The 13,999-nt window shown below is 39.7% G+C and carries 10 protein-coding genes and 4 pseudogenes; 10 read left to right on the top strand and 4 right to left on the bottom strand.

Features of this window, described 5'->3' with window-relative positions; genetic code table 11:
• Nucleotides 1-330 precede the first annotated feature (330 nt).
• A pseudogene (locus tag NON16_RS24970) lies at nucleotides 331-573 on the top strand (GTP-binding protein); the annotation flags it as partial.
• A gap of 109 nt (nucleotides 574-682) precedes the next feature.
• On the opposite strand, the gene aceB reads toward NON16_RS24970, so the two are convergent.
• From aceB to aceA, 3 genes are all read right to left on the bottom strand, one after another.
• Nucleotides 683-2,281, bottom strand: coding sequence for a malate synthase A (gene aceB / locus NON16_RS24965; RefSeq protein WP_257352315.1), 1,599 nt, complete (start codon nucleotides 2,279-2,281; stop codon nucleotides 683-685).
• 245 nt (nucleotides 2,282-2,526) lie between these two features.
• Nucleotides 2,527-2,688, bottom strand: a complete 162-nt coding sequence (gene yhfH / locus NON16_RS24960; protein ID WP_372508880.1) for a protein YhfH — start codon at nucleotides 2,686-2,688, stop codon at nucleotides 2,527-2,529.
• 39 nt (nucleotides 2,689-2,727) lie between these two features.
• The gene (gene aceA / locus NON16_RS24955) at nucleotides 2,728-4,014 is read right to left on the bottom strand and encodes an isocitrate lyase (protein ID WP_257352313.1); all 1,287 of its coding nucleotides are present in this window, start codon (nucleotides 4,012-4,014) and stop codon (nucleotides 2,728-2,730) included.
• 227 nt (nucleotides 4,015-4,241) lie between these two features.
• Here aceA and NON16_RS24950 point away from each other — a divergent pair.
• The 5 genes and pseudogenes from NON16_RS24950 to NON16_RS24930 form a co-directional block, all read left to right on the top strand.
• Nucleotides 4,242-4,562: pseudogene (locus NON16_RS24950) on the top strand (FAD-dependent oxidoreductase); the annotation flags it as partial.
• A gap of 315 nt (nucleotides 4,563-4,877) precedes the next feature.
• Nucleotides 4,878-5,324, top strand: coding sequence for a MarR family winged helix-turn-helix transcriptional regulator (locus NON16_RS24945; protein WP_257352311.1), 447 nt, complete (start codon nucleotides 4,878-4,880; stop codon nucleotides 5,322-5,324).
• Nucleotides 5,325-5,508: 184 nt separating this feature from the next.
• A complete protein-coding gene (locus NON16_RS24940; RefSeq protein ID WP_257352308.1) occupies nucleotides 5,509-6,573 on the top strand; it encodes a flavin-containing monooxygenase in 1,065 nt (354 codons plus the stop codon).
• A 61-nt stretch (nucleotides 6,574-6,634) separates the two neighbouring features.
• Nucleotides 6,635-7,894, top strand: coding sequence for an MFS transporter (locus tag NON16_RS24935; protein ID WP_257352306.1), 1,260 nt, complete (start codon nucleotides 6,635-6,637; stop codon nucleotides 7,892-7,894).
• 61 nt (nucleotides 7,895-7,955) lie between these two features.
• Nucleotides 7,956-8,201: pseudogene (locus NON16_RS24930) on the top strand (winged helix-turn-helix transcriptional regulator); the annotation flags it as partial.
• Here NON16_RS24930 and NON16_RS24925 read toward each other — a convergent pair.
• Nucleotides 8,202-9,080: a LysR family transcriptional regulator gene (locus tag NON16_RS24925; protein WP_308216656.1), complete on the bottom strand. Its 879-nt coding sequence runs from the start codon at nucleotides 9,078-9,080 to the stop codon at nucleotides 8,202-8,204. It abuts the pseudogene before it with no gap.
• 217 nt (nucleotides 9,081-9,297) lie between these two features.
• Here NON16_RS24925 and NON16_RS24920 point away from each other — a divergent pair, with 217 nt between their 5' ends.
• The 4 genes and pseudogenes from NON16_RS24920 to NON16_RS25800 all read left to right on the top strand — a co-directional run.
• The gene (locus NON16_RS24920; RefSeq protein WP_257352302.1) at nucleotides 9,298-10,380 is read left to right on the top strand and encodes a hypothetical protein; all 1,083 of its coding nucleotides are present in this window, start codon (nucleotides 9,298-9,300) and stop codon (nucleotides 10,378-10,380) included.
• An 873-nt stretch (nucleotides 10,381-11,253) separates the two neighbouring features.
• The gene (locus tag NON16_RS24910) at nucleotides 11,254-12,624 is read left to right on the top strand and encodes an FAD-dependent oxidoreductase (protein WP_257352300.1); all 1,371 of its coding nucleotides are present in this window, start codon (nucleotides 11,254-11,256) and stop codon (nucleotides 12,622-12,624) included.
• 542 nt (nucleotides 12,625-13,166) lie between these two features.
• Entirely contained in the window at nucleotides 13,167-13,298 is a 132-nt protein-coding gene (locus tag NON16_RS24905) for a hypothetical protein (protein WP_257352297.1), read from the top strand.
• A gap of 178 nt (nucleotides 13,299-13,476) precedes the next feature.
• Nucleotides 13,477-13,969 (top strand): annotated as a pseudogene (locus tag NON16_RS25800) (RNA-guided endonuclease InsQ/TnpB family protein); the annotation flags it as partial.
• Nucleotides 13,970-13,999: the final 30 nt, after the last annotated feature.

Raw genomic sequence — 13,999 nt, 5'->3', positions numbered from 1 at the left:
TAGGTTCCAATTGATATAATTCATGCAGGTCAAACAGGCTTTCTTGTCGTATAATAGTCATAGGGAGTCTTCCTCCAGTCTTAGAGTTTGTTTGGTCACTTACTCATTTCGACTTGTTAGGGAGGTACTCCTTTTTATGTGTCTTAAACCCCTTGAAGCTCTAAGGAGTTAATTTATGAAATTGATTCAATTATTTTAAAAAACTAGTTTCTTTCCTATTAATTAGAATAATGTTAAATCAATCCAACTAAAAAACAGCTACTCTAAATGAAAGTAGCTGTTTAAAATATTTGGTACAAGCTATAAGTATACAAAAAGGTGAGGGATTCTATGGCAGAGAGATTTTTTACGATTGGGATGGCAGGACATATTGATCATGGTAAAACATCCTTAACAAAGGCGTTAACAAATATCGACACGGACCGCTTAAAAGAAGAGAAGGAACGGAATATCTCTATTGAATTACGATATGCGCCGTTGAAATTAAATGAAGATTTTGAGGTTTCTATTATTGATGTACCCGGACATGAGCGATTTATTCGTCAAATGGTGGCAGGTGTAGCGGATATAAACTCTTCCTATTTATAAAACAGGTTATTCTAATACATTTTGACTATTTACTTCTTTACGAAATTACCATCCACAATTCTTTCTATTAATATAGGTTATAAGTAACTTAATGTTAAATCAAATATTCATAACCCGGCAATGTTAGAAAATCGATAAATTCATCATCTTGGGTCAACTTATTGAACAATTTGCTTGCCTTGTCAAATTCCCCTAATTCAAACGTTTCCTCGCCAATTGTTTGTTTGATTTTCTGTAATTCCTCCTGCATAATCAGTTCAAACAGTTTGATTGTAATTTTCGTACCGTTATCCAGTTTTCCTTCTGAATGGCGGACCCACTGCCATATTTGAGCTCGAGAAATTTCTGCGGTGGCCGCATCCTCCATCAAATTGTTAATAGGAACAGCACCATGTCCGCGAAGCCACGCCTCGATATATTGAAGGCCAACACTAATGTTTGTGCGTAATCCTTCTTCTGTTATGGTACCTTTAGGAATTTCGAGCAAATCCTTCGTGGTAATATCTATAGCTGACAATTGTTTGTCGATTTGGTTCTTGTTAGGCATTTTATCATCAAAGATTTCCATTGCGATTGGAACGAGTGCTGGATGGGCGACCCACGTACCGTCATGTCCGTCTGTCGCTTCACGTAATTTGTCGGCTCGCACCTTTTTCGTCGCTTCTTCATTCGCTTGCGGATTGTTTTTCACCGGAATTTGGGCAGCCATTCCGCCCATCGCATGGATGTTACGTTTATGGCATGTTTTGATCGCAAGTAGTGAATAGGCATGCATAAACGGGGTTTCCATTGTAACCTGTGAACGAACAGGCAAAATGTAATCAGGCAAATTTCTGAATTTCTTTAAGTAGTTAAAAATGTAGTCCCAGCGTCCACAATTTAATCCTGCGGAATGATCTTTTAACTCATACAAAATCTCATCCATTTCAAATGCCGCCATGATAGTTTCGATTAACACGGTCGCTCGTATTGTACCTTGAGCGATATTCAATTCTTGTTGAGCCTTGACAAAAACATCGTTCCATAATCTTGCTTCAAGATGACTCTCCATTTTTGGAAGGTAAAAATATGGACCTGAACCATTATTAATCAGTTGTTTCGCATTATGGAAAAAATAAAGTCCGAAATCAAATAAACTTCCACAGATCGGTTTTCCATCAACCAGTACATGTTTTTCTTGTAAGTGCCATCCCCTCGGTCTGACAACAAGCGTCGCTATTGTGTCATTTAATGTATATTGTTTTCCCTTTTCATTGGTGAATTCGATCTTGTTTTTGTTCGCGTCTCGCAGGTTAATTTGGCCGTTAATTATATTTTCCCAGGTTGGTGACGTCGCATCTTCAAAATCAGCCATAAATACTTTCGCACCAGAATTCAAGGCATTTATAATCATTTTTCGGTCTACCGGCCCTGTGATTTCGACACGACGATCTTTTAAGTCATCAGGTATTGGTGCAACCGTCCAGTCTCCGTTTCTAATATGTTCAGTTTCCGGTAGAAAGTCTGGAAGTTGACCGGCATCAATTTCGCTTTGTCTTTCGGTACGCTTTTGCAGCAACTCTATCCGGCGGTTGTCAAATGCTCTTGCCAAATCTCTCACAAACGTCAGCGCCTCATATGTTAAGATATCGGCAAAGATCGGCGTCATTTCTCCTTTGATTTCTATTCCTTCTGGTAAAGTTTCTGTTTTCATGCTTATTTTTCTCTCCTTTTAAACTTTGCTTCCTATTAATAAACAAAGTTTCAATAAGACTGCAAAAAAAGAAAGTTTAAGATGTAATGAGGATTGTTGAACTGGTTTATTGGAGCACCTTGTAAGTACCCATTTTCTTATAAATTAAAAATGGCAACCGTTATCTGTTTAACACGTGACAGATAACGGCAAAAAAGTTTTTATTTATAGTAGATTTATTATATTTGTTATACAAGTAATCGTTTTTAGTTCTCGTGTCTTAAGCACTTTTCACATGTATATAAATAGGACTCATGTTGTTCTTCAATTTTTTCACCGCAATCTACACAAATTTTTGAAGGTAGATTCCGATAAAATTCGATATTGAACGAAGTTGATGTTGCTCTTGTTTCTCCTTTTGTACCCATTTTTACATCCCTCCGTATTTGTAATTGTTGTTGGAAAAATTATCTAGCAAACTGTTCGGTTTCAGTAGATCCTGATAGTGCAGTAGTTGATGATGTTCCACCCGTAATCACTTGCGTTACTTCATCAAAGTAACCCGTTCCGACTTCACGCTGATGTCTTGTCGCCGTATAACCGTCCTTTTCACTTGCGAATTCTGATTGCTGTAACTTTGAATAAGCTGCCATTCCATGATCTTTGTAGCCCAAAGCCAGTTCAAACATACTGTGATTCAGTGCATGGAATCCGGCAAGGGTGACGAATTGGAATTTGTAGCCCATTTTTCCGAGTTCTCGTTGGAATTTTTCAATCGTTTCATCATCAAGTTTGGCCTTCCAGTTGAAAGACGGCGAGCAGTTGTAAGCGAGTAATTTACCAGGGAACTGTTCATGGATCTCTGCAGCGAAGCGCTGGGCCTCTTCTAAATCTGGTTCTGATGTTTCACACCAGATCAGGTCAGCGTACGGGGCGTAAGCAAGACCGCGAGCAATGGCTTGATCAAGGCCTGCTTTTGTTCGGAAAAATCCTTCTGGCGTTCGTTCACCTGTAATGAATTCATGATCATAAGGATCAACATCACTTGTAATGAGTTCTGCTGCATTTGCATCAGTTCTGGCAACAATAATGGTAGAAGTACCCATAACATCTGCTGCTAGACGAGCGGAAATTAGATTACGTACAGCATTTTGGGTTGGTATCAAAACTTTCCCACCCAAATGACCACATTTTTTCTCTGAAGCCAATTGATCTTCAAAGTGAACCCCGGCAGCTCCTGCTTCAATCATACCTTTCATTAACTCAAAAACGTTTAGTTGTCCACCGAATCCCGCTTCAGCATCGGCGACGATAGGAGCAAAGAAGTTAATGTCTCCTTCTCCCTCCATCTGTTGAATCTGATCGGCACGTTGAAGGGCTTGATTGATCCGTTTGACGACCGAAGGAACACTATTAGCTGGGTATAAACTTTGATCTGGATACATATGACCGGATAGATTAGCATCAGCCGCGACTTGCCAGCCACTTAAATAAATTGCTTTTAATCCAGCTTTAACTTGTTGAACCGCTTGATTCCCAGTTAACGCTCCCAAAGCATTGACAAAATCTTGTTTATTTAAGAGGTTCCAAAGTCGTTCTGCCCCGTATTTAGCAAGAGTGTGTTCAATTTGTATGGAGCCTCGAAGACGGACAACATCCTCAGCGGAATAACTACGAGTTACTCCTTTCCAACGTTTTTCGTTTTCCCAACTCTCTTCTAACTGTGTAATTTGCTTTTCACGAATCACTTCCATCACTTTCCTTTCCTTAACTACTATGATTTTATTTACTATACGCAAGTCTGTTTTATAACAGTGGTGTAATTTGTTTTCTATTATATAACAAATTTAGATTGATCGTAAACTGTTTTTTCAGAAAAAATGTATAATTTTTTTGTGCCAAGAAAACAGGCATTTAGGAATGGGCGGAGAATGGGGTATTGTTTGGCAGTTAAGACCCAAAAAGTAGAGGCAGTTAATTTGTTGGGGACTGTGCGTTAATTATTAATGAAGAAATTAATCGTCCATTTCCTCCCACAGCACAAATCGCGATCCAACAAGCATACACCCTTGGAAGAAACATGAAGGCATTGCTGTCTGGCGGCAAATTAGAAGAATTCGTTCCAGAAATTAAAGGTACGGTTGCTTCTCTTGGTAAAGGAGAAGCGATTGGAAAAGTCGGTAATAAGAAGCTTTTTGGCGCCTCGGCCGCGGCAACAAAGAAGATCATCGACAACCGTTACTTGTTCCTACTTGGCGGCATACACCTTGTCGTTAAAAAGGGAAAACTCAAATTGTTTTAATATAGAAATTGTTTGTTTAAAGTCAAGGGTGGAGGTGGGTAGTTTTCGTAACCCTCCACCACCATTCAAACGTTTTAATTATACCGTGCTGTGTGTTAGGCTCTTTACTCCTATAGAACCACCATGCATCGTTTCCCGTTCTCGTTCAGAAACGAGGGAAGCCCAATGACTTAGAGACAGTTAGTAGTGTCGGCTTTTTCTATTGCAAAACTATAATCGATGCATATACTTGCATTTTGCAAATATAATCATATACTAAGGATGTAACAGGATTTATTACTACAGGGAGCTATGAAGTGAAACGAGGTAGTTATAATGGAAAATATTCGTGAGCTTTTACAGACGACTATGATTCGATTTGGTTTAGTGGATAAAAATTGTTGTTCTATAAATGGGATCGATATATCGCTTGTCCAAAGTCATATTTTATATGAAATTGATAAAAGGCATCACCCGTCCATGCAGGAAATAGCGGACGTATTAGCGATTGATATCACCACTTTCAGCAGGCAGATACAGAGTTTAATCAAAAAGGAACTAGTGGAAAAAAGACAATCTATACAAGACAAACGGGTGTATGAGCTACATTTAACGACTATAGGGAAAGTAGTTGCTACTTCAATCAACACACAAATGAACGAATATATGAAGGAAGTTTTTTCTCATATGAGTGAAGAGGAAAAAGAAACGGTGATCCGCTCTTTATCCATACTTAATGATTCAATGGCAAAAAGTACAATGTGTTGTAATCCCATTCGATAGGCAGGTAGACCTATTTGCTTATCAAATGTAACAAATACTTGCAAAATGCAATTAAAAATCAAATAAACAGAAATTGATGGAGGTGATCCTATACTAGATAAATGTTTGGGTCTGATGACTGTTTTCGCTTTTTTAAATAATATACTTGCAAAATGCAATTAAAATCCAAAGGAGGAATAGGATCATGAAAGATGTAGATGTGTTAGATGTAATCGTAATTGGCGGAGGTCAGGCAGGTCTTGCTTCGGGATATCATTTGCAAAAAAAGGGGCTAAGGTATTTGATTTTGGAAGCGAACGACCGAACGATCGGCTCGTGGGGTCACTATTATGACAGTTTGAAATTGTTCTCTCCAGCCCGTTTTTCATCATTGCCTGGTATGAAGATTCCTGCAGACCCTGATAAATATCCCATTAGAGATGAAGTCATTCGTTACCTCGAGGATTACGCCAAGCACTTTCAACTTTCGGTCCTTACCAATCAGAGGGTGGAGTCTGTTAAGAAAGAAGGTAAGGTGTTTGCAGTTCATACAAAATCTGGTGACTGCTATCAAACCAAAACGATAATCAATGCGACTGGGTCCTTTCACAGTCCTTTTAAACCCGTGATACAAAACGAAGAAGTGTTCAAGGGTCGAATCATTCATTCCGCTGAGTACCAGAACCCTGAACCTTTTAGCAATCAACGAGTGGTGGTTGTTGGGCGTAGGAATTCAGCCGTTCAAATAGCGGTCGAGTTATCGGAGGTCAGTGAGGTCACTTTAGCTGTTCGACAGCCGGTTCAGTTAATCAATCAAAGAGTGTTGGGTAAAGATTTGCACTTTTGGGTGAAGGTAACCGGTTTAGATGGTTTCCCGTTCTGGAGGCTTGGGAAAACAGCTCCAAGCCCAAGTGGAGTCAATAACCCAGGTCATTACCGGGAAATGTTAACCGCAGGAAAGCCGAATCAACAACCGATGTTCACTTCATTTTGTTCAGCCGGTGTGATTTGGGAAGACGGCAGCAAGGAGTTGGTGGATACGGTGATCTTTGCAACAGGATATCAGCCTAACCTGGATTACTTAAAAAGCAGTGGAGCACTGGATTCGGAAGGACTGCCCTTACATTCAGCGGGAATTAGTACTTCAGTTCCCGGAATCTACTATGTTGGTCTGGAAGGTCAACGATCATTTCGGTCGGCAACATTGAGAGGAGTCGGGCCAGATGCTAAATTTGTGATCCGTAAGTTAATACGATATCTCAAAAGTTAAAATTTTCACCCGTACTGCAGTATGGATGATGTAAAATGGGTTAAAAGATGGGAGGAACTTTATGAAAACAGAAGCGGAAAAAGGGATCACTGTCATTGCTCTAATTACGGCTATTTGTATGCTTGGTGATGCCATGCTTTATATCGTTCTGCCTGTCTATTGGAAAGATTTTGGATTGACCTCAATTTGGCAAGTAGGGGTATTGTTATCGGTCAATCGTTTCGTACGGTTGCCGCTCACTCCATTCGTCGGTTGGCTCTACCACCGTATTAGCAAAAGGACTGGCGTACTGATCGCAGTATCTTTAGCCGTTTTGACAACCTTCTCGTACGGTGTATTAAACGGTTTTTGGGTATTACTTATCATGCGCTGTTTATGGGGTGTAGCCTGGGCGTTTTTACGTCTGGGAGGGTATTTGACGGTATTGGATGCTTCCGATGAACACAACCGTGGATTCCTTATTGGAAAGTACAACGGATTGTGTGGGTTGGGTGGATTAGCGGGAATGCTTGCTGGCGGTATTCTTGCCGATTTAATCGGTATCGAGGTGGTTACACTAGTTTTTGCCGCTGCCGCTCTCATCAGCATTTTATTTGTTTTCCGTTACGTCCCTTCAAACGTTGGTTACAATGAAAAAACAACCAAAGAAAAAGAAGCGTTCAGACAAATTTGGAAGAAGAAAAATGTAATTGCGGTGATGATCACCGGAATGTTGATTGCTGCCGTGTTTTTCGGTATTTTCATGTCCACACTGAGCAGGATGATAGAAGTCTTTTATTCTGATTCCCTTAGTTTATTCGGAATCGCCTTTGGGGCCGCAACGCTTGCAGGAATCATTCAGGCCATCCGATGGGGTTTGGATCCTTTTCTAGCACCACGCTTCGGTCGACTTTCTGACGGAAAATCTGGAAGAACACCGTTTTTGATTACGGCCCTTTTCCTTGGAGGAGGACTATTTATTATTCTATCTTTAGATTTACCACTCCTTGTATGGATTGTTGTTCTACTTTGCCTACAGCTAACCTCAACGATGATTATTACCGTAACAGATTCCCTTACGACTGATGTTGCTTCATCATCCAATAAAGTAGCGGTTATGACAATGTATACAGTTGTAGTCGATGTCGGGGCAGCGATCGGACCTGTTCTTGGCTACTTGTTAAGTGAGTTTTTCAATATATCTGTCCTGTATTGGATCACGGGTGGTTTATTATTGAGCATGGGGGCATTTTGGCTTATAAAAGGGGGCCACACAGGCTATACCCAACGAATCTTGAACGATATGCAACGCCGCTTACAAAAAGAACGAGCAAAACTTTAGACCTCCGAATCTGCCCTTTTATTCAGCTGTAAAAAAATCAATACACTAACAGAGGGATGCTCGAATAACAATTATTGAGTTTTCAAAAAAGTTGAATCTTAGTCGTCTGAGTGTAAATGAACGATTACGTCGATTGCAAGAAAATGGGGTCGTTCAGGGTTTTACAGCCCGTATTTCCTCTCAGGCAATTGGCAAAAGTACACTTGCGATCATTCAAATAGGAAACCTAAAAATAGCTCGCTTGTTCATGCTTGGTTTACTGAACACCATGATATGTCTTGACTTAGACATAGATAAAGGACGGTAGTTAAAAAGACAAAGCATCATTTTTAGCTAGTTGAATGTGATCCTTGATTGCCTTTATGAAAGATCGTTCAGCAAATCCTAAGTATTTGTCAGCCCTATAAATAAGACTAATATCCTGACTTGGGGTTGGATTCTTTATATTAACCGTTTCGATATTCTTATCATGAAGATTTTCAAGGAACATAATCGGCAGAACACTCACCCCAATTCCCTCCTCAATCATGGTAATCAGTGATGAAAGAGTCGTTGTTTCAATTTGGGGATTAATTTGAAATCCTAGGTCTAGACAATGTTTATCAACCAACTTGCGGCAATGATGATCAGAAGTAAACATCACGGTCTTCATATCTTGCAAATCTTTGAGTTGAACAAACATTTCATTTGCAAGTGGAGTTTCCCTCGCGACAGCTAAAGCAAACTCTTCGTGAAAAAGAGGTGTTTGTATAATTCTATTATCTTGAACAGGAGAGGTGGTTACTCCAATATCGATAATTCCTTCAATGATTTGTTCTGTGACCTTAATGGTTTCTACTAATGATAAAGATATTTTGGGATATACCCTATGAAACTCCAAAAGGTGTTTAATTAAACAATCTCCAGGCAACACACCAATGGTCAAAGAACCTCCTTTTACCTGCTTCAGTTCTGAAATGCTTTCTTGAGCATGCTTTAAATGAGAAAACATATGCATACTTTGCTCATATAATAATTTTCCTGCATCAGTTATGGTGATTCGTTTACCTATGCGATTAAACAGCGGAACTCCCAATTCATTCTCAAGTAACTTTATTTGCTGACTTAAGTTAGGTTGGGATACACCAATTTTCTCAGCTGCTTTTGAAAAATGGAGGACTTCGTATATGACCATAAAATATTCCAATTGCCTCAATTCCATGTTATCTTCTCCATTCAAATATTCTCATAATTAAAACTTATCATAATTATAAGGAACACTGCATTGATAAATAATTTATAGCTATATATATTTATAGTGTAATCGTGATTTATATTTCAAAAGGTGAGTGGGGGAAATTCATCATGGTATAAATCTTTAATAAATACAGTTATTGATAAACTAATATGGAGTTGAAGCTATAGTGGATATCAAGATTGATAAAGCGGGTGCACCTTTAAAATTCTCAACAAAGTCACACTCTTCCCTATCACGTTGGCCGAAATGGTCAGGATATGCAGCAGCGGCTTGGTCCCTTTTGTACAGTTTACTTGGACTTTATTGGGCGTTTGGGGGAGTAGGGTTTCCTTTCGGTGAGAATGACGTCCGGGGGGAGATGATGGGATCGTTTTTATCTGATCTTAAAGCAGATGTTGGTGGATTTGTAATCGCCATAGCAGGCTTGGTCGGGGTAGTGGTTGCATTGGCGACTGTTCGAACTTGGGGGCGGTGGATTCCACGGATGATGCTGCTCTCCTTCTCCTTTATTATGTGTGTGACACTAGTTTTAGTAATCCCTGATACTCGAATTGTTCAGAACTTCGCTTATTTGTTCGCATTGCACTTCGATCTTATTGACTGGCCGGTGCTGAATCAAGTGTGGTGCATAGTCGGTGGGTTCATATGGGGTGCAGCTACCTTGGCCTACCTTCGTAGTACACGGGGAGCATGTGGAAACTGTGGTCGAACTGAGGCGCCTCAGGGGACGGCTGCCATATCTGCTGCTCGGTGGGGGAAGTGGTTCGCCTATATTGCAGTCGTGATGGCTCTCCCCTATGGAGTTGTTCGCTGGATGTGGGCTGTAGGGATTCCATTGGGGGTAAGTGAAGCGACATGGAATATGAACACGACACTGGATGGTCGTATGGTGGAGTTCATTCTTGGTGCACTGCATATTGGCGGTGCGATTCTAACTCTTGGTCTCATTCAGAGCTGGGGAGAAGTTTTTCCACGTTGGTTCCTATTTCTTGCTGGGAAGCGGATTCCCATCTGGTTCGTGGTCGCTCCTGCAACCTTAGCCTCCGCAATAATAACGATTGCAGGGCTTAAGATCAGTATCCAAATTATCTCCGGTCTTGTAAATGGCTCCGTAACCATCACTAGTGACAATTGGGGAGAATTTGGGCCAACATTGTTCTGGCTGCCATGGGGGGTTTCATTAGGTGTAGCAACGTTAGCTTATTATATACGCAGACGAGGTCGGTGTAAGTATTGTAGTAATCTTTAACAAAATATGAGAATCGAACTTCCCATTCCATAATACTAAGTTAATGATTTAAGAGACTGTTATAAAAGCAGCCTCTTTTTTACTACACTATTTTATCTTTCCGTTTTCTAAAAAAGATCAGAAATATCTCTGTTTTTTAATATTTTGAGGTTACAAGTTGTTCAGGATTCTGGAATAATTGTAACGGCAATTGTTCGAATCAGAGCCCCTGGTTCATTACTATTGTCAGTAGCATTGTAATATTTAATCATCAACTCATTTAATTCATTTTGGAACTTTGTAAAATCTTCGTCTTTAAGCTTTAATTCGACAAGTGAAAAAGGTACATCTTTAATGATTTTTACTAGTTTTCGTATATAGATTCTATAAATCCAGCAAGTATGAGTAAGAGTGCTATGGAAGTTTTAATTAAAGGATCAGTTAATAGATACTCATTGTGGAATGTATTGGTGACATTTGTATTGATTTTACATATTAGAGACCTGTCTGAGGCCAATTTAGCGTTAAAAGTAGCAATGAATCTTCTTCAAGAGTATAAGAAGATCATATTTAATGAAAAAATGCTGAAATAAGAGCTGTATTCAGAATAATTCATCCTGAAAATCTGGAATTCATCCTAACAGAGAATAATTCATCCAGAAAATCTGGGATTCATCCAAATAGAGAATAATTCATCCGGAAAACCTGGAATTCGTCCGTACTGAGAATAATAATGCAACTAAAAGGTTCGGAACACCAGGGTTATAAGGCTGTATTATAATTGGAAGAAATAAATATTTTTTGCAACTGTAAGGTAACATGGAGAAACGCTATAATAGTGGGGATAGATGATATAACAACGATCCAACTTGCACAGTGAATGGGGGAAAAATAATGATGCAGAAAGCAATTGTTATCGGAGGAAGCATTGCTGGAAAACTAGTTGCTAAAGCCTTGTCCGATTCCTTCCAACAGGTGATCATCTTGGAGGCGGGTCCACAAAGGAATGAAAAAATCCCCAGAAAAAAGGTACCGCAAAGCTATCACCCCCATGCCATCTTAAAAGGTGGAGAGGAAGCCATTGAGAAGTTGTTTCCAAACATCCTTGATCAGTTGATTGAAGATGGTAGTATTGTGAACAATTTTACGAAGGATTTAAAATGGCATCATTTCGGTTTCTGGAAACAACGGTTTATTGGGGATTTGGTTATGGTTCAACAAAGCCGTCCCATGCTTGAATGGCATTTACAGAGACGTCTAGATGAAGTCTCTAATATTACGACTAAATACGAAACAGTGGCTGAGCAACTGTTGTTATCAAATCTAGGAAGTAATAAAGTATACGGTTTGAAAGTAAGATCCCTCCATACAGGGAAAGAAGAAGAACTTCTTGCTGACTTAGTTGTTGATGCGAGCGGATTCGGTTCTAAGAGTATAAGTTGGTTAAGCTCATATGGTATAGAGGTAAAAGAAGAAAAGGTATGGATCCAATTATTCTATGCCACTAGATACTTCCGTCTACAAGATCAAGCACAACTAGATTGGTGTAACCTCCTTATTTCTCCTAGTTATCCTGAAAGCCCGTACGGTGCATTTATACAAACGGTTGAAGGGAATCGTTTCTCTGTTACCTTTAGTGGTTACGCGAACGAGCCTGCACCGACAACAAATGAAGAATTTTTTGCATATGCACAAAAGTTACCGGTCCCTGATGTTCTTCGTTTTCTGGAGCAAGCGGAACCCATATCGGATATTAAAATACATAAAATCCCCTATCAAGTCCATCGGCGATTTGACCTAGCAGATATCCCGGAAGGTTTCTTAGTGATTGGAGACGCTCATTGCCGCTTTGATCCGGTCTTTGGACAAGGAATATCAGTAGCTGCTATGGAAGCTTTAGAGTTACAGAGAAGTCTTGAGCAATCTACAAATCTCGACAAAGAGTTTACCAAAACATTTCATAAAAAAGTTTCAAAACTGATTGCAACCCCTTGGGACATGACAATCACAGAAGCATTTCGCCACCCTGATATAAAGGGAGACAAACCCTTCTTACAACCAATCAAACAGTGGTACAGCAAGAGAGTATTTCAGCTTTCGGCTTTTGATCCGGAAGTTTATCTTCGGTTGGTTAGAGTGATGAATTTAATACGATCGCCCTTGCATCTGTTCCACCCGAAAGTAGCTTTTGCAGTTTTGTCCAATAAGAAGAGTAAGGGTGGGAAACAAAAAAAGGTTAAAAAGCCTACATTTTTTGATCATTAATCCCTAAGTTTTGTAAGAAGGGAAGAAAGTCTGGTTGACTTTTTCTGGATTAAGCGCATATTATTATAGATATCAAAGATCGGAAGGGTGAAAAGGTACAATGATTTATTAATCCTATTTCTAGAGGTTGTTCAAAAAGTCCGGTAAAAATAGCTGTCGAATTTCTTCGTTGCTCGGTCTCTTCGGTTCTCACGTATTAATAGCATACGTTCCGGTCCTCGAGACTTTTCGCGCCTCGAACTTCTCGGCTCTTTTTATCCTCCTTTTTGAACACGCACTTCTAAGAAAAAACATTCGTTATACGTTACGAAAGGTTTTCTGAATGGGATTGATCTGTACTTTTTTATGTTAAGCCCTAAATAAGGATAGTGTAGTACCAACTTTCCTATTCAGAGAATCGACGTTTTTTAACGATGCCTTTTCTGAATAGGATTAGTAATGTACTATATGGACGACAAGAAATTTGCAACTCTTTTTGTAAATTTCTTTTGCCTGTATACACTCATTGCCTCCTGTTCAGATACATGGATAGGGGGTTTTTTATGTTTCAAAGCAGAAAAAGTTATGTTTATGCTGGTTCTCTTTGGTGTTTTCTTTTTGCTGTAATGAGTTTTTACTGGGCAAGTGGAGGCATGGTTGGTACAAAATCATTAGGTGGTTCTATCTATCAATAATGTCGAGAGTACCCCATCCTCAAGGAATGAAAAGACAGTGCCCAATGAGTAGGGTGGGGGTGAATCGACTTCGACCCGAGTTGGTGTATACCATCCTTACATCCGACTTCCACTGTTCTCGATTCTGTGATACAATTAAAGGGAACAAATGTTCTTATTCAAAAAGGAGGTGATTCAAATGGCAATACAATGTCCCACAGTGGCATACACTACGCAACAAATCTGGATAAAGCCAGGGCATCGGTTGTATCGCTACTTTCAAGCGTCCTGCCAAAACGCCAAGAACATGCATAATGTGGTACATTTTTTTATCCGCCAGGTGTATACCGGCCTAACAAGTGAAAAAGCGTTGCATCCACTCCAAACAGAAGTACTGGAAACCATTCATCGAAATTTGGACAAGATGAATAACCAACAACGGAAGGCCTATCAGGGAAGACTCGTAAAAGAAAAGACAAAACCTGTTGATCAGCAGAAAAAGGTAACCTGTCATCTGTTTCAAGCTCCTACTAGGGAATGCCCCTATGTCAACTATAACTTCTTAAATTGCCTATTTCTTGTCATTAAACAGCCCGATTATCTTGCTTTGCCCACCCAAAGCAGTCAATGGGTCATGAAAACGGTGTTTCAAAACTGGAAAAGTTTTTATGCCAGTTTGAAAGACTACAAACTTCATCCTGAAAAGTACAAGGCGAGACCAC

The sequence above is a fragment of the Pseudalkalibacillus decolorationis genome, assembly GCF_024609785.1.
GTDB lineage: Bacteria > Bacillota > Bacilli > Bacillales > Fictibacillaceae > Pseudalkalibacillus > Pseudalkalibacillus decolorationis.
Note: the sequence above shows the minus strand (reverse complement) of the source record. Positions and strands in the feature narration are given on the sequence as shown.

Bases quoted from the DNA above. Each gene is read 5' to 3' on its own strand.
- NON16_RS24935 (WP_257352306.1), top strand. From the start codon at position 6,635: ATGAAAACAGAAGCGGAAAAAGGGATCACTGTCATTGCTCTAATTACG.
- NON16_RS24940 (WP_257352308.1), top strand. From the start codon at position 5,509: ATGAAAGATGTAGATGTGTTAGATGTAATCGTAATTGGCGGAGGTCAG.
- NON16_RS24945 (WP_257352311.1), top strand. From the start codon at position 4,878: ATGGAAAATATTCGTGAGCTTTTACAGACGACTATGATTCGATTTGGT.
- NON16_RS24910 (WP_257352300.1), top strand. From the start codon at position 11,254: ATGATGCAGAAAGCAATTGTTATCGGAGGAAGCATTGCTGGAAAACTA.
- yhfH (WP_372508880.1), bottom strand. From the start codon at position 2,688: ATGGGTACAAAAGGAGAAACAAGAGCAACATCAACTTCGTTCAATATC.
- aceB (WP_257352315.1), bottom strand. From the start codon at position 2,281: ATGAAAACAGAAACTTTACCAGAAGGAATAGAAATCAAAGGAGAAATG.
- aceA (WP_257352313.1), bottom strand. From the start codon at position 4,014: ATGGAAGTGATTCGTGAAAAGCAAATTACACAGTTAGAAGAGAGTTGG.
- NON16_RS24905 (WP_257352297.1), top strand. From the start codon at position 13,167: ATGTTTCAAAGCAGAAAAAGTTATGTTTATGCTGGTTCTCTTTGGTGT.